The organism is Saccharospirillum mangrovi (genome assembly GCF_003367315.1).
GTDB lineage: Bacteria > Pseudomonadota > Gammaproteobacteria > Pseudomonadales > Natronospirillaceae > Saccharospirillum > Saccharospirillum mangrovi.
In genome coordinates, this window is record NZ_CP031415.1 from 3,085,571 (window position 1) to 3,107,440 (window position 21,870).

General features: G+C 59.4%; 6 protein-coding genes. All 6 read right to left on the reverse strand.

Going from position 1 to position 21,870, the window contains the following annotated elements; translation table 11 throughout:
- The 6 genes from DW349_RS14570 to DW349_RS14595 are packed head-to-tail and all read right to left on the reverse strand — an operon-like array spanning nt 1 to nt 21,002.
- Nucleotides 1-4,416 carry a bifunctional serine/threonine-protein kinase/formylglycine-generating enzyme family protein gene (locus tag DW349_RS14570; protein ID WP_108123923.1) on the reverse strand — a complete coding sequence of 1,472 codons (4,416 nt, stop codon included), beginning with the start codon at nt 4,414-4,416 and terminating at the stop codon, nt 1-3.
- Nucleotides 4,417-4,429: 13 nt separating this feature from the next.
- Nucleotides 4,430-5,179 carry a PP2C family protein-serine/threonine phosphatase gene (locus DW349_RS14575; RefSeq protein WP_198650393.1) on the reverse strand — a complete coding sequence of 250 codons (750 nt, stop codon included), beginning with the start codon at nt 5,177-5,179 and terminating at the stop codon, nt 4,430-4,432.
- A gap of 24 nt (nt 5,180-5,203) precedes the next feature.
- The gene (locus DW349_RS14580; protein WP_108123924.1) at nt 5,204-6,106 is read right to left on the reverse strand and encodes an adenylate/guanylate cyclase domain-containing protein; all 903 of its coding nucleotides are present in this window, start codon (nt 6,104-6,106) and stop codon (nt 5,204-5,206) included.
- 23 nt (nt 6,107-6,129) lie between these two features.
- Nucleotides 6,130-6,675 (reverse strand): hypothetical protein, encoded by a 546-nt coding sequence (locus DW349_RS14585; protein WP_157954205.1) that lies wholly within the window; start codon nt 6,673-6,675, stop codon nt 6,130-6,132.
- A 13-nt stretch (nt 6,676-6,688) separates the two neighbouring features.
- Nucleotides 6,689-19,330: a two-partner secretion domain-containing protein gene (locus DW349_RS14590; protein WP_108123926.1), complete on the reverse strand. Its 12,642-nt coding sequence runs from the start codon at nt 19,328-19,330 to the stop codon at nt 6,689-6,691.
- Nucleotides 19,314-21,002 carry a ShlB/FhaC/HecB family hemolysin secretion/activation protein gene (locus DW349_RS14595; RefSeq protein WP_162824649.1) on the reverse strand — a complete coding sequence of 563 codons (1,689 nt, stop codon included), beginning with the start codon at nt 21,000-21,002 and terminating at the stop codon, nt 19,314-19,316. The genes DW349_RS14590 and DW349_RS14595 overlap by 17 nt, the downstream gene beginning before the upstream one ends.
- Between the last annotated feature and the right edge of the window lie 868 nt (nt 21,003-21,870).

The window sequence follows — 21,870 nt, forward strand, 5'->3', positions numbered from 1 at the left end:
TCACTGGCTAACGGTCTGTAACGGCGGCGGCAGCACCTCTTCCAGCAACAGTCGGAAACCGGTGAGGTTGTCGGCGCTGCCGGTGTATGGACGGGTCAAGTCGAGTCCGCATTCTGCGTGCGGATCCTGGAAAGAACCGCCCACCGCCAAACGGGTATCGCCCTGGAAGACAATTTCCTGAGCGTTGCCGATGACGTTTTGCAAACCCCAGCCATTTTGGTGGCCGGTCGAGACGCGGTTGATCTGGTCGCCTTTCAACACCTGGCCGCCGAGTCGCACCCGACAATTGTAGTCGCGCGGCGGCGGTTGGCCGGCGGCATCGGCAGCGTAATGCCATTCTTCCAGCGTCGGCAGGCGATAAGTCTGGCCGGTGCGTTCGGCAACCCAATCCACGTATTCGCTGATCTGGGCGAAGCTCAGGCCGGTGCGTGGCAGGTCTTTGTCCAGTGAATCGTCAACCGGGCACTGGCCGCTAAGGAAACAGTATTTGTTGTAATCCTCGTTGGAGATTTCGTACTTGCTCATGGCGAAGCTGCGGCCGCCGGAGCGTGGAATCACCACCATCAATGGGCCGCGCACCTGATCGTGCAGCATGTCGAAACAGATGGCGCGGGCACGCCGGCCGTAGCCGCCCAAATCTTCGGTGCACGGCCGCGAGCTGGTGACTGGCACCCAGGATTGCGCGGTAATGTCGGCGCCGGTCAATTCCGATTGCGTCCGCAAGGTGCGGATATCGACGTCGCGTTGCAGAATCCGGCCCTGCCAACGCTGTTGCGCCATCTGCTGGCTGAGCGTGGAAATGGCGCTGCGGTATTCCTGGTTGTCGGTCCACATCTGACGGGCGGCCGACAGTTGCTCACGCGCCTGTTCGTATTGCTGGGCGTCGAGGCTGGCCTCGAACTGGGCGTATTGGGCTTCGGCGTCGGCAATGCGGGCGGTCAGGTCTTTTTCGAAATCGAGCACTTCCGGATGCTCCGGCAGCTGCTCTTTGGACGACGCCAGAATGTTGCTCGCTTCGGTCAACCGGCCGGTCGATAACGCCACCCTTGCGGTGCGGCCTTCGGTCCAGGGCGGCGGTGCCAGTTCAGCGCGTAACTGGGTCAACTGAGCGCTGCCCGGGAACAGAATGCTGGCGCGCGTCGCCAGACTTTCTGCCTGTTTGCGGTCGTCGTCAGACATAGCCATCACCCGCTCGACCAGCATCAGGGTGTATTGTCGTTCCAGGTCCGGGTAACGCGCCGGCGCGAAGGTGCGGATTTCATCGATCATCACCTGCGCTGCCGGGGTATCGAAATGATCCGAATCGCCGAACAGGCCGTTCAAGTCGACAATGTTGGCTTCCACCAGAAATTGCTCGCGCGTGTTCTGCAACAGCAGATCGTTCGGCGCGATGGTCAACCCCCGGTCGGCCATGCGCGTGGCGGCGCGGTACTCGCCCTGCGCACCCAGCCCTTCGGTCAATTCCAGATACGCCTCGGCCATGGCATCGGCAGCGGTGATGGTCAGGAACGGATCGTCGTTGTCGAGGTAGCGCCGCAGTTCGGCGAGCGTCTGTTCGGCTTCGTCCACAGCGCGCGCTTCAGCTTCGACCAGCAAATCGCTTTGCATGCCTTCGATGCGCGCCTGTTGGGCGGCGGCTTCACGCGCGACCAGGAATTGGTTGTAGGCGGTCTCAATGCGCTCGCGCGCCGACGCCAGTTTCGGCTCGTTCAGATTGAAACGGTCAATGCGATCAAGCACCGCTTCGGCCAGACTGAACCGCTGCGCCTGTTCCAGTTCATCGATGCGCTGCAAGTAAAGTGCGGCCAATTGCTCACGCGCCTGTACCAGCGGCGGATAACTGCGGCTGCGTTCGGCCTGCAAGCGTTGCAACAGGCCGTAGACATCGGCTTCCCAGCGGGCGTCCATTTCCGGCGACTGCAACCGTTGTTGCAGCCGTTGGGCCATCTGGTCGAGCGCGTCATCTTCGTTCAGGTCGCGGTGCGATACGCTCAGCGCCAGCAGCAAATCCTGATTCACCGGTTCACGCACGCTGGTTTCGTTCAGTGCCGACGCGGCGGCCGGGGCGGCCAGATTGGCGAGCAGACGCAACGCCCGGTCGCCCGGTGCCAGTTGCGACAGTTCGACAATGGCGTCGTGCTGCTCGACAAAATCCCGCCAGCTCACCGGCTGTGCTCGGGCGTCGCCGAACTGTTGCTGCAATTGAGCAATACGTTGCTGACGTTGCTGATCCTGGCGCGCCAGCATCAAACGGTCTTGGGTATTGATCAGGTCGATGTCGTCCGGCATGTGCGCCAGGCCGACACCGAGGAATTGCTCGGCCTTGTCCAGCTCGCTCAGGTTGATCGCTTCCTGCGCTACCGTGGCGTACAGATCCGGCACGCGCGGGTCGCTGAGCAAGGCGTGTTGCGGCGATACCCGAGCGACGCGTTCGAGCACGGCGCCAATGCTGTTGCCCTCGCCGCCGTCGCCGGGCAGTAACCATTCATTGGCAAGCGCCTGGTTCAGTTGCTGACTGAGTTGCAGCAGATAGCGGTTGCGTTGCAGTTCGAGGTGGCCGCGCAGGGTGTCGAGCGCCACTGAGTCGGGGTAGAGCCGTTCCATGCGCGTCAGTTCGCGCACGGCCGCGTCGAAGTCGTAGTGCTGTTCGTCGAGGTTGACCACCGCGTCTACCCGCTCGCGGAAGTACGACTGGAAGATGTCGCGGCCGCTGTCGGTGATGCGGTTCTGGGCGTTGACGTCCATGCTCGGCAGCACGTCGATGGTGTCTTCAAGCACCTGTGGTTCGCCGGTCAGTACGTCGTCGATCATCGCTTCGATACGGCGGTTATCGAGATAATTCGACACCGGGTTATACGCCGCCACGGCAAAAATAACCGCAAAGGCCGGCCCGACCACCCAGGGGTTTTTGTAGTAATTGGCCTTGCCTTCCAGCTCTTCGAGGAAGTCTTCGACCGTTTCGGTGCGCTTGTCTTTTTCAAACGCCAGACCGTGCATCAAGCCGCGCCATTGCCGCGTTTTCAAACCCTTGATCGGCGCTGGCACCAGGCTGGCTTCCATCGCTTTGGTGGCCGATTTTTTGTTGAACGGGTGATAGCCGGTCAGCAGTTCGTAGGCGACGCAGGCCAGGGCGTACAAGTCGTCCTGAGTCGATGGGTCTTTGCCTTGCAGCATTTCCAGCGAGGCGTAGGCCGGTGTTAATGCGCCGAGTGAACCGGCGTCGAAATCGTCACTTTGGGTGTCGGTGTTGTCGCTGCTGTCGTTTGTGTCGTCGTCCACGACCCGCACGTTGATCGCTCGGGCGATACCAAAATCGAGCGTTTTCACCGCACCGTCGTCACACAGGAAGGCGTTTCCGGGTTTGAAATCCGAGTGCACGATGTTGCGTTGGTGCGCGTAAGACAGCGCCGCGCCCAACTGTTTAATGATCGGAAAGGCTTCGTCGAACGGCAGCCCGCCGCGCGGCCGCACCACTTTGCGGATATACGAATCCAGCGGTTTACCGACCAGCAATTCCATGGTGATGAACACCTGGGTGCCGGTCATGCCGATGCGGTCGAAATCGAACACCGTGACGATGTTGGGGTGCGCCAGTTTTTGTTGGCGGCTGGCTTCGCGCTGCAACGCGACGAAGGCTTTAGGGTGTGCTTTAAAGTCTTCAGTCAAGACTTTCATGGCGACGAACGGGTTGCTGTCGCTGGCTTCCACCTTCAACAAATCGCGCGCCTGGAACACCTTGCCCATGCCGCCGGCGCCGAGCACTTTGTCGAGAATAAAGCGGTCTTTGATGATCGAGCCCGGACCGAGGTTTTGCAGTTGCGGGTTGGTAGCACCGGGCAAATCCCAGGAGCGTTGCGAGGTGTTGTCGGTGGTCGAGGTCTGCGCGCCGGTGGTGTGCATGGTGCCGCCGGTCGAGGTCTGGCCGGTGGTGCTGGTGTTGATGACGGTGCGGTCTTCGTCTTCATCGTCGTCGGGGTTGGCGATGACGGTCATTTCTTCGTCATCGTCATTACCCGGCGGACGGTGATCGGCGATGACGGTCATCTGGTCGTCGTCGATCTCAGTCTGGTTCGGTGGCGCTTCCGGGAACGCAATGACCGTCATCTGTTCGCTTTCTTCTTCGCTCAGCGGGTCGGCACGGTCGTGATGCGCGATAACGGTAACGGCGTCGTCATCGTCCAGGGTGTCGGCGCCATCGGGCGCGTCCGGGTTCCAGCCGGGAATGTCTTTGATGCGTTCGGCGAAATCCTCGCCCATCCAGCCTTCGGCGACCGCCTGATCCAGCGCCGTCAGCCATTGCTCGGCGCTGAACGCGCCCTGCTTGAGCAGGCTGGGCAGGATGGACTGCAATTCCGGCAACGCCAGTTCGGCGTTGGCCAGATCCTGCAATAAGCGCTGTGGGGTAACCGTTGCCATGCTGCGACTCGCTCTAGTTGATCTCGACGACAACGACGGTGACGTTGTCTTTGGCACCCCGTTCCAGGGTCAGGTCGATCAGGTGTCGGCACACCGACTTGGGTTCGCCCTCGGCCAGCAGGCGGGCGATCTCGGTATCTTCCAAGTGGCGCGTCAGACCGTCGCTGCACAGCAAGTAACGGTCGCCACTGTTGAGCTCACACAAATCGGCTTCAAGATACAGCTCGTCCTGGCTGCCCACCGCCCGTGTGATGATGTTGCGCTCCGGGTGCGAACGCGCCTGTTCGCGCGTGATGATGCCCTGGCGAACATAGGATTCGACCTGCGAATGATCGGTCGATAACTGCGCCAGTTCGCCACCGCGCAGCCGGTAAATACGGCTGTCACCGGCCCACAGAATGGCGCCCAGATGATCGCTTTCCGCAATCAGAATAGCGATGGTGCTGCCGATGATGTGCTTCCGACCGTCGTCGTGATAGCTGCGGCTGAGCAGATGCTGGTTCACCTGTTCGACGGCGTCTTCCAAGCGATCCAGCCGTTGCGCCAGCGGGCCATCCAGCGGCGTGGTGCGCAGCGTTTCAACGATCATGCGGCTGGCGACATCGCCGGCGTCGTGACCGCCCATGCCATCGGCCACGACCCAGAGCCCCTGTTTGGGCAAGTCGAGAAAAGCGTCTTCATTCACGCGGCGCACCAGGCCCCGGTCGGTCAATCCACTGGATTGGGCGATGTGCGCTTGAGCGTCGGGCTTTGCTTCAAACATCCTGTTGTTCCCCTCAAAGCGGCGTCAGCCTTCCAGTGTGAACCGGATCAGTTCCTGTGGATCGTTATCGAGCGCGCGGCCCAGACTGATAACGCCGTTGCCGGTCAACACCAGTTCGTCGCGACGCACATAAACCGGAGCGCTGCCTTCGGCCTGAACGTAGGTGCCGTTGGTGCTTTGGTCGATCAGCACAAAGCGGTCGCGGCGCAGCTCAATGCGCACGTGCTGACGCGACGCCAGCGCTTCGGCGACCGGAATGTCACAGGTGTTGCTGCGTCCCAACACCGCCGATTCGCGCTGGTGGCTGAGCTGAATCTGGGTGCCGTTGTATTCCAGTTGCAACTGAGCGCTGTGGCCCTGGTTGCCCGACACAGACGCAACGTCCACCTGCATGCGGGTAACGTCTTCTTCCTGCCAGATGATTTCGGCAATTTCCATTTCGCCCTTGCCTTTGATGGCGGCGTAATCGACCACCCGGGCGCTGTCGCGCAGCAGCGGCGGCAACAGTTTGACTGTTTCAGCGGTGGTGATGATTTGTCGCGACTTGGCTTGCGACGCCATGCGCGCCGCCACGTTAACGGCATCGCCATGCACGTCGCCGTCTTCCAGTACGCACGGGCCAAACTGATAGCCGACGCGGATGGTCACCGGCACTTCGTTTACGTTGTCGTTGATGGCGTCTTCGATGGTTTCCTGCATGTCGCAGGCGGCCTTGGTGGCAATTTCGGCGTCATCGAAGGTGCACATGATTTCGTCACCGATCATTTTGACGACGGTGCCCTGATAGCGAGTGACCACCTCAGAGAGCATGTCCAAAGTGACCGCGACGATCTTGCGTGCGCGTTCGTCACCCAGGCTGTCATATAGCCGCGTGCTGCCCACGATGTCGGCAAACAGAATGGCTAATTTTTTGGTTTGGGTAGACATGAATAGCTTCCTTCGTTCGAGTCCTACTCAATGGGTAGGGGCTGGTTAAGGTCTTCAAATCGGCTCAATGGCACATCCGCATTCGGAAACGGCACCTGCGGCCCGACGACGATTTCGTCAATTTCAAACTGGTCCGACCAGGCACCATCCAGGGCATCCCGGTCGATATCCGCGATCACTTGGACCACGCTTTGTTGCATCTGTTCCTGCTCATCGAGCAGGGCCAAAAACCGCTGCCGCAACTCGCCGTCTTCGGGCATATCGCGCTCGGCCAGTAACGCGTCCAGGTCGTCGCGCATGTGCTGCATTTCCTGTTCGTTCAACGCGGTCACGCAATACGCCTCTTCGGCACAGGCGGCCAGTGCCAGTGCCAGCCCGGCCTGAACGTCTTCGAGCAACTGCAGCTCGGTTGCCAGATCGGTGGCCGGCGCTTCTGCTTCTGCCGCTTCGTCCACCACCGTTTCGGCGTCTAAAGCGTCGGTCGCCGGTGCGTCTTCCGCCGCCACGCTTTGGACGACTAACCAAAGCGGCAACACGACAGACAACAGGCGATGGGCAATTCGGTTCATAGCCATCCGACCATCAGTCCAACAAGGTCTCGAGTTGGGCTTCAGCGCGGGCGGCTACCGCCAGCGTGCTTTCAATAATCTCGTTCAAACGCTCTTCGCTCAAATCCAGACCGGTGGCGTCGGCAAAATGCTCACGCCGCTCGGTGTTGAATTGCAGGTTCTCCAGGAAACGCACCCGAGTGTAGATGGTTTCGATCACCGCCAACTGACGTTCAACCGCTTCCATGTCGATTTCCTGGTCGGTGCCGAGTTCTTCATCCATCAATTCCTCGAAGCCGGTGAACGACTGCAAATCGCTGCGGTAGGTGCTGAACTCCGCCTGCTGCGACCGGAAGCCAGCCAGCAAGGTCTGAATCTGCTCGCGGCGTTCGACATCGCTGGTGGTGGTCAGTTCGCTTTCCAGCTGATCGATGCGTTGCTGCAATTCGTCGATGGAGGCGGTCAATTCGTCCGCCGTTACATCGGGCGTACAGCCTTCAATTTCTTCACACTGGGCAAACGCCAGCGCCACACCTTCGCCCATGCGGCCGAACAGCGTCAGGTCTTCTTCGAACAACGCCAGGTCAACCACTTCGATCGCCCGGACACCCAAAACCGCCGCTGCCGGGTTGCTGAAGTTCACCGCGACGCTGACCACTTCCAAACCCAGCCGATTGATGAAGGCGTTAGTGTTGGCGCTCAACGCCACACCGGTGGCGTTCGACAAACCACTGGGTTGCGAGGTTTCCTGCTGCTCCTGGCTGACGGCCAATTCAAAGGCGCCGCCGTTGAAGTCCAGAATCAGGTTGTCTGATTGGGTGACACCACCGGCGGCAATGATCTGGCCGCCTTCGGCTTCCACCAGCGTTTCCTGCTGAACGATGACGTTGCCCGAACCGCTCAAACCGCTGCACACATCGCAGAAGGAACCGGTTGCCACGAAGCTGACGTCACCGCCACTGCTAATGGATGCACCGGTAAGGATTATTTCTGACGCCAGCAACACCAGGTTGCCGCCGGTCTCGATAACGTTATTCAACGTCAGTTGGTTGGCGTTGATGGCGATGCTGCTGAAATTGGCGTTCAGCGGCAAGGTGCCCGGCGTGATGACGCCGCCAATGAACAGATTGCCGACGAAACTGGTCAAGCTGGGCAGGAACAGATCGCTGTTGCTGACTGACATATTGCCCGAAGTGCCGTTGTCGCGACGCGGGATAAACAGTGTGCCCGAGCCGGTAACCTGGCCTTGGGTCAACTTCTTGCCCGCGGTGTAATGCCAGCGGTTGTCGCCGCCACGAATTTCCACCGTGCCGGTGTACTGACCGTTGGAGACAAAGGTATTGGTGCCGCCCAGCCCGCTGATCACGTGACTGAAACCATCGAAACTGACGTTGCTGGCGCCGACACCCAGGGTGCCGCTGTCGTTGCCGCTGAGTGTCCAGTTGCTGGCGGTGGAACCACTGCCCTGCAAAATATCGCCGTTGCCAAGCAGCGTCTGGATGTTGCTGAAACCCTGACCAAACACCAAGGTCACCGGGCTGCTGGTGCCGGAGACGTCATAAGTGTTGCTGCCCGCGCCACCGTTGATCTGCCCGGTTACCCGGCCGGTGCCGGTGCGGTTGAAGCGATCGTTGCCGCTGCCGCCGATCAGATTGCCGTTGTAGACACCGCTGATGTTAAAGGTGTCGCCGGTGTCGCCACCGAGCAGTTCCGAAAAGCCGGTGAAGCCAGCGCCAACGGCCAAACTCGCGTTGTTCAAGGTACCGCTGGTGCTACCGGTAACGGCCCAGGTGTTGGCAACGTTGTCGTAACCTTGCAGACGATCAACACCGCTGCCTTGCAGAGTAATGCTGCTGCCATCAAGCGTCAGACCGTTCAGATCCAGCGTCACGCCTGCGGCGCTGCCCGCCTGATTGACCGCCAGGGTCAGCGCGCCGCCGGCGTCCAGGGAAGTGCCCGGATTAAAATTCAGCGTGTTCTGCGCCGACAGCGACAAGGTGCCGTTGGTGGTGATGTTGGTAAACGTGATGTCGCCGCCATTGACGGTCAGCGACGCCAACGGCGTGGTCGCGCCGACCGCGCCGTTAAAATCAACATCGCCGGTGCCGGTGTTGATGCTCAGGCTTTCATTGCCATCGATGGTGCTGCTGAAATCGATGTCGGCGTTATCAGTGACCAGACTGGTGGTGCCGGCCAATTCAACCGCGCCGGTGTACGACTGGGCACCGTCGGTATTGATGGTCGCCGCGCCCAGGGTAATTGTTCCGGTGCCGCCGTCAGCGGTGATCGCCAAATCACCGCCCAGCGTGATGTTGTCAGCAATGATGACACCGCCGCTGCCAGAGCTGAGCGTCAGGCTGTGGGTGCTGTCGAATTCGCCATCAAAGGTGATGGCACCCGCACCGGTGTTAGCCAGAGTCAGATCGTAACTGGCTGAGAAACCGTACAGCGTAATGTCGCCGGTGTGATTGGTTTGGCCGACCTGGAATTGCGCTTCGGCGTTGAAGGTGAAGCCGGAGCCGATGTCGTATTCGGCACCGTCACCCACCGTGCCAGCACAGGAAGCGCCACTGCACAATTCCAGATGCGAGCTGCTGTCTTGCGGTGCCAGCGTGATCGTGCCGGTACCGACTTCCATATTGAGATCGCCAGAAATGGTCAGATGGTCGGTGATCAGATCAATGTCGCCGTTGTTCAGCGTGGTCAGTTCAATCGGCGTGGCGTTGGTGGACGTAATGGTGTCGGCGTTCAGGCCAATGTTGGCGGCGGTCAGTTCCAGGCCGTCCACCAAGGTCAGCGTACCCAAGGCATTTTGCAGATCGAAATCGCCATCGATATCGACGGTACCGCCGAGGTTGACGTTTTGCGCTTCGACAATGGTCAGGTCATTGAGATTGTTGATGCTACCGCTGAAAACGATATCGCCAACGCCACCCGTGCTGTCTGAGTTGGTGTTCAGCGTCAGGTTGCCGGAGGTGGCACTGCTCAGGTCTCCGGTAATGGTGATGTCGCCTTCCTCACTCAACAACGAGAAATTGCCACTCAGCAAGACGTTGGAGTTGTAGTTCTGGTGGTACTGGGTATGCACCTGACCGCCTTGCAGCAACGCATTGCCGGCGCCCGGATTCAACACCAGTGCGCCGCCGTTGGTGCCATCCAGATTGCCGGTGACGACGATGTTGGCGTTGTTGATCACCTGCAGGATGTAATCGAAGTTGATGCCTTCGAGGGTGATCACCCCGCTGTGGGTGTTGCGGCCAAACTGAATGGTCTGGGCGGTGATTGAAAGATCGCCCAGATCGTAAGTGGTGTCGAAGCTGCCAACGCAGGTGGTGTCGCGGCAGATGTGTACGGTGTTGCTTGCGGTGGAAGGTGCCAGTGAAACGGTACCGGTACCGGCATTGATGGTGGTGCTGCCGCCCACTGTCAGCAGATCGTCCACATTCAAGGTGATGTTGCCGTTGGTAGCACTGGTGTTAAGGCTGATGTTGTTCAGCGTCAGGCCGTTCACCGTCAGGCTGATGTTGTCGGCCGCGATGGCGCCACCCAGAGTGGTTGTGCCGTTACCCAGGGTTTGAGTGAAATTATTCGCCAGCGAGATGGTGCTGTTAAAAGTGCTGTTGTTGGCGTTATCGATGTCCAGGTTCGCCAGTTGCGTTGTGGCACCAATGGCGCCGGTCACCAGAATATTGCCGTTGCTGCCGGTATCGAACGTTAGTGACTGTGCACCCACACCCAGGCCATCCACGCTGCCATTGATGCTGATATCACTGTTGGTGGTGGTGAGTTCCAGGGTGTTGTTCAGCACGACCGCGCCGTTGTAAGTCTGGCTGCCCGAGGTGGTGACATTGGCGTTCAGCGTGATGCTGTCGCCGGTCGCGGTCAGGCTGGTCAGCGAAACCGTGTCACCAAACTCGACATCGCCACTGCCAGCATTCAGCGTCAGAGTGTGGCTGCCGCTCAGGGTTTCGCTGAAGGTGATGTCGCTGTTGCTTGTGCTCAGGCTGACGTTGGCACCCAAGGTTGCGACACCGTTGTAGCTCTGGCTGCCGCTGGTGGTGATGTTGTGACTCAGGTCGATGTCGTCGGCGTTGATGGTCAGGCTGGCTAAGGCGCTGCCCGCACCGACAGCGCCGCCGAAATTGATGCTGCCATTGTTGGCGGTCAGTGTCAGCGCACCGGGGCCGTCGAGCGTGTCTTCAAAAATGATGTCGCTGTTAGCGCTGGTCAGGGTGGCGCTGCCGTTGATGGCGACGGCATCTTGGTATGTCTGGCTGCCGCTGGTGGTAACGCTGGCGGCCAAAGTGGATTCACCGGTGACGTCCAGGCTGGCGACGTTGGTCATCGCACCTTGCAGATTCAGATCGCCGGTGATGGTCAGGCCATTGGTGTTATCGCCAGTCACGATGTCGTTGAACTGAATCAGGCTGCCGTCCAGATCACGCGCGCCGGATAAGGTGACTTCTCCGTTGTAGGTCTGGCTGCCGGTGGTCGTAATGTTCTTGTCGATCAGAATGTCGTCTTCGGTGATGGTCAGATTCTGCAAACCGACGAGTTGCTGATAACTGAAATTACCGCTGCCAACATCGATGCCCAGGCTGTGGCTGTTGCCGGCCAGGTTGCTGCTGAAAGTGATGTTGTTATTAATGGTGGTGAGGTCAACGTCGCCAGTCAACGACAACGCGCCGGTGTAGGTTTGCACACCGGACGTCGTGACGTTTCCACCCAACTGAATGGTAGCGCCGGTCACCGCCAGGCTGGTCAGCGCCGCGCTGTTGCCCACGGTATTGGCGAAGGTCACGGTACCGGAGCCAGCGTTGGCGCTGAAGGTCTGGCTGCCGTTGAGCGTTGAACCGAAGTTGATAGCGCTGTTGGTGGTTTGCAGGGCAACGGCGTCGGTCAGGGTGACGGCGCCGCTGTAGGTTTGTGTGCCTGTGGTGGTGACGTTGCCGCCCAGCTGGGTCGAGCCGGTCGCACTGGTGACGTTCACGAATTCGAGGCTGTCGGTATTGCCAACCGCTGAACCGAACACGACCGCGCCGGTTCCGGTCGTCAGCGTCAGCGATTCTTTGTCGCCAGCCCCGTTGCCATTCACCGTGCTGGTGAAGGTGATGTCATCGTCGCTGGTTTGCAGCGTAACGTCGCTGTCCAAGGTCACGGCACCGGTATAAGACTGCGCACCGCTGGAAGTGACATTGCCCGCCAGGTTGGACGTGCCGCTCACGCTCAGGGTGGTGATGCCGCTCAGGCTGCTGTCCAAATTCAGCGCTGCGTCAATGCTCAGGCTGTCGTCGCCATCGCCGGCCACCGCATTGGTGAAATTCACCTGTGTGCCGGTCAGGGTAATGCCGCCGTCCAATGCCACCGTGCCGGCGTAGGTTTGAGCGCCTGCGGTGGTGACGTTGCCGCCCAGGTTGGTTGAACCGGTTGCACTGGTGACGTTCAAAAATTCCAGGCTATCGCTATCGCCGACGTCAGCACTGAAGGTAACCGCGCCGCTTCCGGTGGTCAGCGTCAGCGCTTCTTTATCACCGGCGCTGTTGCCATTCACAGTGCCGTTGAAACTGATGTTGCTGTTGCTTGTTTGCAGCGTGACATCGTTATCCAGCGTGACGTTACCGCCGTAGGTCTGGGCGTTTACAGTGCTGACGTTGCCACCCAGGGTGATTGACCCAGTGGCGCTGGCGAGGTTCAGCGACGCCAGGCTGTCAATATTGCCTACGGCGGCATTGAAGGCCACTGCGCCGGTTCCTGTATTCAGCGTCAGCGCTTCTTTGCCGTCGCCTGCATTGCCGTTGCCGTTCACGGTGCCGTCAAAGGTGATGCTGCCGTTGCTGGTGGTTTGCAGTGTCAGGCTGTCGTTCAGTGTGACGGCGCCGCCGTAACTTTGGTTACCGCTGGTGGTGACATTGCCTGCCAGACTGACCGCATGGTTAGCGGTCAAGCTGGCCAGATCGGCGACCGCATCGGCAAAGATGGCGGTGCCGTTGGCGGTCGATAACGTCAGCGACTGGGTGCCGTCGTCGCCATCGACGGTTTCGCTGAAGGTAATGTTGCCATTGTTGGATGTGAGCGCCGCGCTATCGGTCAGCGTCACAACGCCGCTGTAAATCTGGCTGCCTTCGGTGGTGATGGCGCTGCTGCCGATGCTGACCGAGCTGTCGGCGCTGGTGACATTCAGACTCGCCAGACTGTCGGTGTTGCCCATCACGCCATTCAGGGTGACGGTGCCGGTTCCGGTACTGAGCGTCAGTGAATCTTTGGCGCCACCGCCGTTGCCATTCACGGTGCTGGCACTGGTGAAGGTGATGTTGCCGTTGCTGGTGGTTTCCAGCGTGAGGTCCTGATTCAACGTCACTGCGCCGTCGTAACGTTGATTGCCACTGGTCGTTACGTTGTCGCCCAGTGCAATGGCATTCGCGCTGACATCCAGACCACCCAGTTCGATGCCGCCCACAACGCCCGCAAAGCTGACATCGCCGTCGGCCACCAGCGTTAACGATTCACCGTCGGCGTCGCCGGTAAAGCCGTTGACGGTGCCGCCAAAATCAATGTTGCCGTTGCTCGCGGCTGTTGTCGTCAACGTCACGTTATTAGTGAGTGTGACGTTGCCCGCGTAGTTCTGATCGCCGTCGGTGGTGACGTTGCCACCCAATGTGACCGCGCTGTTTGAACTGGTCACGTCCAGGAATTCCAGCGCATCGATGTTGCCAACCGATGAATTAAATATGACCGCGCCGGTTCCAGTGGTCAGTGTCAGCGATTCTTCACCGTCACCAGCGTTGTTGTTGCCATTGACCGCACCCGAAAAGGTAACGCTGCCGTTGCTGGTGGTTTCCAGCGTGACGTCGTCATTCAAGGTCACTGCGCCGACATAACTCTGGTTGCCACTGGTGGTGACATCGCCCGCCAGACTGACCGCATGGTTGGCAGTGACGCTGGCGAGATTACTGATGGCATCGGCAAAAATTGCGGTACCGCTCGCGTTCGACAAGGTCAGCGATTGCGAACCATCGTCACCACTCACCGTGTTGTTGAAGGTGATGTTGCCGTTGCTGGAGCTGAAGGTTGCGTTGTTCGTCAGTGTGACCGCGCCGCTGTACAACTGACTGTTGGTGGTTGATACGTTGCCACCGATGTTGATCGTGCTGTTGCCGCTGTTAATGCTCAGGCTGGTCAGGGTGGCGGTGCCGCCGACCGTGTCGTCGAAGCTGACCACGCCGGTGCCGGCGCTCAAGGTCAGTGAGTGCGCGCCATTCAGCGTGTCTTCAAAATGAATGTCGCTGTTGTTATTGGTCGCCAGCGTGAGGTTGCTGGTCAGATTCACCTCGCCCACGTAATGCTGGTTGCCGCTGGTGGTGACGTTGCCACCCAAGTCGATGGCGTTGGCGGTTACGTCCAGGCCACCCATTTCGGTACCGCCGACGACATCGGCAAAACTCACGTCGCCATCGGCGACCAGCGTTAACGATTCACTGTCGGCGTCACCGGTGAAGCCGTTCACTGTGCCGCCAAAATCGATGTCGCCTGCGCTCGCGCTTGTGGTGGTCAGCGTGAGGTTGTCGTTTAACGTGACATCGCCCGCGTAGAGTTGATCACCACTGGTGGTGACGTTACCGCCCAGCACAATGGCACCGTCGGCACCGGTGATGGTCAGACCGCCCAGTTCACCATCAACGCCGCCACCGACGACGCCGCTCAAGGTCACTGTGCCGGTGCCAGCATTCACGGTCAGCGTATGCGCCGCACTGGCTTCGCTGTCGACGCTGTTGTCAAAACCGACCGCGCTGTCGGTGGTATTGAGCGTGACGTTTTCCGACAGCGTCACGGCGCCGGTGTATTGCTGCGTGCCGGTGGTGGTGATGTTGCCACCCAGATCAATCGAACCGCCCGCCGCATTAATATCCAAACTGCCCAAGGCACCATTGGCACCCAAACCGACATTGCCCAATGTGACGGCACCGGTGCCAGCGTTGAGTGTCAGCGCATTGGCTTCGCTGGCTTCACTGTTGATGGCGTTGTCAAAACTGATGGCGCTGTTGGTGGTCGTCAACGCGACGGTTTCCGCCAGTGTGACCGTACCGGCGTAACTCTGTGCGCCCGTAGTCGTGACGTTGCCACCGAGCACCGTAGCCGTGTTCGAATCGCTGACGGTCAAACTGCCCAAAGCGCCATTGGTGCCGGTGCCGACGGCACCGTTCAGCGTCACCGTGCCGCTGCCCGCGTTCAGCGTCAGAGTATTTTCTTCACTGGCTTCGCTGTTGATGGAACCGACAACGCCGATGTTGCTGTTCGTGGTATTCAGCGCGACATCCTGATTCAGCGTCACCGCGCCGGTGTAGGATTGCGCGCCCGCCGTGGTGACGTTGTCGTTCAGTGCGATGGCATTTGCGGTGACCGACAAAGCGGCGACGCTGACCGATTCGTCTTCGACGCCGCTGGCGTCGTTGCCAAAGGTGACCGAGCCGCTGGTTTCACCCGCGTCCACAGTCAAGGTGTGGCTGTTGCCACCGTCACTGACGGCGGAAGCGAACAGAATGTCGTCGTCGTTTGCATCCAGCGTGACGTTGTTCGTCAGCGTCACGGCAGCGTTGTAGGTTTGCGCGCCTTCGGTGCTGATATTGGCACCCAGGCTGGCAGCGTTGTTCACCGTCAAACTCGCCAGGCTGTCGCCGCCCCCGACAATGCCTTGGAAGATGGCCGTGCCGGTTCCGGTGGTCAGCGTCAGCGACTCTTTGCCACCGGCGCTGTCGCCATCAACCGTGCTTGCAAAGGTGATGTCATCGTCGGCAGCGCTCAGCGCGACACCATTAGTGAGTGTCACCGCACCGCTGTAGGTTTGGGTGCCGTCTGTGCTGATGTCCGCACCCAGGCTGGCGGCGTTGTTCACTGTCAGACTTGCCAGGCTGTCACTGCCACCGACGATGCCTTGGAAGATGGACGTACCGGTCCCGGTGGTGAGCGTCAGCGATTCTTTGTCACCGGCGCTGTTGCCATTGATGGTGTTGCTGAAGGTAATGTCGCTGTTGGTGGTTTGCAGCGACACATCCTGATTCAACGTCACAGCGCCGGTGTAGGTTTGGCTTCCTGTGGCATCTGTGTCGGTGCTGACGTTGTCGTTCAACGTGATTGCATTAGCAGTCACGGCCAGACTGCCAACCGATACCGACTCATCGTCGACACCGCTGGCGTCGTCTCCGAAGGTGACCGAACCGCTGGCCGCCCCGGCATCCACAGTTAATGCATGGCCGCTGCCGCTGACGTTGGCGGCAAACAGAATGTCGTCGTCATCGGCATCCAGGGTAACGTCATTGGTCAGCGTCACTGTGCCGGAATAGGTTTGCGCGCCATCGGTGTTGATGTTGGCGCCTATGCTGGCGGCGTTGTTCACCGTCAAACTCGCCAGACTGTCACTGCCACCAACCTCGCCCTGGAAGATTGATGTGCCAGTGCCGGTGGTCAAAGTCAGCGATTCTTTGCCGCCCGCGCCATTGCCATTGACGGTGCTGGTGAAAGTGATATTGCTGTCGTCGGTTTGCAGTTCCACGCCCTGATTGAGCGTGACCGCGCCGGTGTAGGTTTGGGTGCCGGTCCCGTTATTGTCGGTGGTGACGTTATCGTTCAGCGCGATGGAACTCGCGGTGACCGACAGGCTGCCCACCGTGACCGATTCATCTTCGACACCACTGGCATCGTCGCCAAAGGTGACGGTACCAATGCCTGAACCAGCATCAATCGTTAATGCATGTGTGCTGCCACTGATGCTGGACGAAAACAGAATGTCATCCTCGTCCGCATTCAGGGCCACATTGTTCGTCAAGGTCACCGCGCCGCCGTAGGTTTGAGCCCCTTCGGTGCTGACATCAGCGCCCAAATTGACCGAACCCGTTGCGCTGGTGATGTCCAGGAATTGCAAGCTGTCGGTACCACCGACCGCGCCACTGAACGTCACAGCGCCAGTTCCGGTTGTCAGCGTCAGGGATTCTTCGCCATCACCGGAATCGCTGTCACCGTCGACCGTTGCGCTGAAGGTAATGTCGCTGTCGGTGGTCTGGAGTGTGACGTCGGCGTTCAAGACAACCGCGCCGGCGTAGGTTTGTGCGCCGTCAGTGGTGACATTGCCACCCAGCTCAGTTGCAGCGGTAGCACTGGTGACGCTCAAGGACTCCAGGCTGTCGGTGCCGCCGACAGCATCGCCGAAGATGACCGCACCCGTACCCGTGGTGAGCGTCAACGATTCTTCGCCATCACCGGAATCGCTGTCGCCGTCGACCGTTGCGCTGAAGGTAATGTCGCTGTCGGTGGTTTGAAGGGTAACGTCGGCATTCAGCGTGACTGCGCCACCGTAGGTTTGGGCACCCTCGGTGGTGACATTGCCTGTTAACTGAGTCGAACCCGTGCCAGTGATGTTCAGGAATTCCAGACTGTCGGTGCTGCCTACCGCGTTGCCAAAAATAACGGGGCCTGTTCCTGCAGACAGGGTTAACGACTCTTTGCCATTGCCGCCGTCGCTATCACCGTTGATCGCACTGGCAAAACTGATTTGGTCGTCGGTCGTCGTCAAAGTGACATCACTGCTCAAAGTGACTGCGCCGGTATAAGTCTGAGTACCAGTGGTACTGACATTGGCACTCAGATCAGAAGCACCAGACACACTGAGATCCGCGACGCCACTGAGTGTACCGTCCAGATCCAGATCGCCATTGATGTCGAGGCCATTGCTGTTGCCGGCGACCAGGCCGCCGAAGTGAATGGTCGAGCCTTGCAAGGTGAGTGAATCGCTGAGCGCGACTGCGTTGCTGTACGTCTGAGCACCACCGGACGTCACATCAGCACCCAGCGAAATACCACCGCCAGCGGCCATGATAACCGTGCCTGCTCCAGCCCCACCGGAGGCGTCTATGGTCCCAGCGGTGGTGATCATATGGCCCGATAAATCGATGTTGCCACCAACACTGGTCAGGCCTGCGGTTGACACCGAGAGTGAGCCGGAATTGTTGTCGTCTGAATCGGCTTGCAGTGTGATGTTGCCGCCGTTGGTGGTAATGCCGGCGTTCAGTTCGATGTCATTGCCAGCCTGCAAGGTGATGCTGGTGCCGGCGTTGGCGATGTTGATGTCGGCGCCAATGGCCTGGGTGATGTCGTTGGATGCCTGCAATACGACATTGGCCGTCTGAGTGTTGATGGTGTCGGTACCAATTTCGAAATCGCCGGCACCATCGCCAAACAATACGTCGCCGCTGTTGGTCAGTTCGATATCGTCCGAACCCGCGCCGGCCACGATGTTGATGTTGGTCGGGTCGAGCAGCAGCACACCGAATTTGCCAAAGGCGGCGCTTAAATCCGCCAGGCCATAAAACGCCAGGTTCTGTTTGCCAGACACTTCGGCAAAACCGCCGTCGCCACCTTCGGCTCCGCCGCGCGCCGACAGGTTGCCGCCAAAGCGCGTCCAATCGTCGGCCCAAACGATGATGCGGCCGCCGTCGCCGAGCCGTTTGGCGTCGGCGTTCAAATTCACTTGCGAACCGACGATCACTTTTTGCGCGTTGGGAATGTCGGCGTTCTTACCCTGGTAGTCGCCGCCAATCAGAATCTCTCCGCCGCCGAGTTCGCCGCTGGCATCGACGCTCACCTCGCCAGTTAACGCAATCTGGTCGCCCAACAGATGCACCTGCCCGCCTTGCTGGCCGGAGGAGCTGGCGAGGATCTGGCTGCCGTCTTCGACCAGCAACGTTGAGTCTTCGGCGTGCAATGTGATGTTGCCGCCGTCGCTGTCGGCGTCGAGCGCGGAAGCGTCAATCTGGCCGGTGTTGACCACCGAACTGTTGGCACCGCCGCTGCCCACCAGGCTGATCACGCCACCGTTGTTCTCAATACGGCCGGCCTTGATGATGCCTTCGTTATTGACCACTTGAGAGAAGATGTCTTGCGCCACCCGGCCTTCGAGCACGATGGTGCCGCCATTGGCGAGCAGTTCGCCGCTGTTGAGAATCGCGCTGTCGGCGCCGCTCAGATTGGCCAGCAGTTTTTCGTCGATGGTGAAGCGCATCAGACCATCGCCGTCGAAATCGAGCGCGATGCGGTCACCCACGGCTAAATTGATGCGTCCGGCGTGGGCGATGATGTAGCCGGTGTTTTCCACCCGGCTGCCCAACAAGGTCACGCTGCCACCGTTGGCGGCCTGAATGGTGCCATGGTTGACGACGCTGCCGTCGGTGCCGTCCTCGCGCTCAAATACCCAATCGCCGTTGAGGAAATCTTCGGTCGAAATGGCATGGCCTGATGCCACCAATGAGCCAACACTGAGCTGCGCCGTGCTGCTGAAATACACGCCGTTGGGGTTGACCAGAATCACCTGTCCGTTGGCGTTGATCTGGCCCTGAATCACGCTGACGCTGCCGTTCAGAATCTGGTTGAGCACCACCGAACTGGACGACGGCTGGAAGAAGTTGACCGATTCATCGGTGTCGACATCAAAACCCTGCCACTCAATCACCAACTGGTCGGAATTCTGTTGCACGTTGGTGGTGTTGGCGTCGGGCTGTGCAATGCTGCCGTCGCCTGCTGTTACCTGACCGCCCACCGGACTCGCACGCCCAATAGCCGCCGTCGCAGCTAAAATAGCCGCGGCCAGCGCCTTATAGGCGAACTTGGGGCGATTAGAAATTCCAGGCAAGGTCTAACCACAGCCGCGGCTGTGCCTCTTCGTCGTTTCCACTTTCATCCGCCAACGGCAGCGCAAATTGCAGACGCGACGTCAGTTGGTCAGGAATACCAAAACGCACACCGACGCCCAGCGTCGATAATTGAAACAAGCCGTCCACTTCACTCAGCAGCGGGTCGTTCTTCTGGCCGATACTGTGGTCGTAAAACACCGTCAGCTGCAGCAGTTCGCGCCAGCGCCAGCCACCAAAGGCCGGGTCGTCACCAATAAAGGGCGCCTGCACGAAATACTCGAGCGAGAACAAACCGCCGGTGTCGTACAGCGCGTAGGAACCGGGGAAACCACGCACGTGATCGGCACCGCCGACGGCGTATTGCTCCATCGGCACCAACAGCGACGGCGAATACTGGAATTCGGTCCGCGCCAGTAACGAAGACGACGCATTCAGGTTCTGTAGACGCGAATAAAACACCAATCCTTTAACGAAGCTGCCGGCGGCGTAATCACCGGAACCGCCACGGCGGCTGGGGCGATCGCTGCTGGGCAGATCGGCGGCGCTGTCGCCCATGGCGCCGAGCAAATTGTTGAAGCCCGTCGACACTTCCACGCCGGCGTAATTCAAACCGCTGAAGCGGGTATCGACCGAGTCGTAATCGACACCCAGCGTCAAGGTGGTCAGTTGGTCGACGTTGGCCTGGCTGCCGAAGCGGTCGGTGGTCGCTTGCTTGAGCGCCAGCTCGACACTGTTCGACAGGTTGCGTTCACGGCTGCGCTGCCAGATACGCTCGCCGGACAAGCCGACCTGAGTCGACACACCAGAAATATCCAGATTCTCGAAGTCGCCACCGACGGAAAAACTGTTGCGGTTGGCGTAAGCGCCGGCGCGCCAATAACGATCCCAGATGATGTTGTAATCCAGCTCGCCAAACAGACTGTTCGCCGGCAGCACAGAATGCTGCAACGTCAGGCCCAACTGATCGGCATGGCCCGACACATTGTTCCATTGCCCGCTGACGCGGCCGCGCCACAGGCCGGTGGTGTCGGAGCCGTGGTTGTCGAGGCGCACCGAGGTGTTAAAGCGTTCTTCGTTCGGCACGCGGATCAGCATGTTGGTTTCACCCACACGCTGCCCCGGTTGAAACATGCCAAATGCCGTCAGACCGGGGTAATCGGTCAGCACCAACAAGGCCGATTCCGCCGCCTGCTGGCTCACCGGCTCGCCCAGCAATTGCTCAAACGGACGCTGCAGCGTGGCCTCGGAATACAGGCTGTTGCCTTCGGCCAACACCCGCCCCAGGCGACCCTCTAAGACCTCAAGCTTCACGACTCCCTCCGTCACCGTCTGAACCGGCAAAATCGCCTGCGCCAGAATCAAACCGCGTGCTCGGTAATAATTGGCGATGCGCTCCGTCACCGCCTCCAACTGGCCAATGGTGAACCCCTGTGGCCGCTCCAACCGAGCCGCTTCCACCAGGGCTTCCAATTCCGCCAGCACAATGCCGTACTGCGGCAGATCGCGCGCGTTCACCAATTCAAAGCGCGACACCTGAATGCGCTCGCCTTCGTCAACGGCCAAAGGCCGTTCGACAACCGGCGGAATTTCCAGCAGCGGGGTTGCAGATTCGGGGGGGATGCGTGGTAGGGTGTCGTTGCGTACCGCACCGGGCTGGACCCGATCGGGCAAGGGCTCTGGCGATTCCTCCGCCCATACGCTTCCTGCCAATCCAACCAGTCCTGCCAGGCCAACCAAAAGACCGCACGCAACAACCCGAGCCGGCGGTGCAAAACGGCCTTTTCCACGCCAACTCATTGGCCAGCAACTCCCCTTCGAATCGCGGATATCCTTTAATTTCCGCTACTAGTTGGCATTTTCAGAAAATAAATTTTGACTTATTTCACAATTCAGCTTGACAGCTTAAAGCCAGATCGGCAACGGAAAAAACCGACCAAATGGTGGATATTCAAACGGTGGTCTTTTTCTATCACTGATCGGTGGTAGAGCGGCTTGGTAGTGGGGTTCAGGCCATGTTCGGACAGATAAAACAAGCGGGTTTAGAAATGGTCTTTGGATGGGTTTGTAACTGTTTGTTTTAGTTGTTTATTTTAGGATGAAGTTTGGGGGTCAGGCGGATATTTAATTGTGGTGTTTGAGAAATAGGATTATCGGCTTGGGACAAATTGTTGGATTTGCTGGCTGACTGGTCAGTTTTATTGGAAACAGTTATTCCGTTTAGTTGGGTTTAGGAAGCAGCAATGCCCAATTCAGGAAAAACGTTTCGGAATTCGTCACGACGCATAATTCATTAATCGCCCGCAGTTTAGCTCAGTAGCGAACGCTGAGCCTTAAAGTATCTGGCGGCGTCGATTTGTCGAACTCGACGCCGCCTAATGCCCATTAACGCTCGCTAACCGCCGCACAATGCCCTGTTGCCTTCCAGCTTAAGCTTGGAACGGGCGTCGCTTTCATCCAACAAGGCGATCGGGATATAACCGACCGTTGCTGCATGGAGCATCAACACCAGGATATTGCGCTGGAGCCTTCAGGCCGCGGT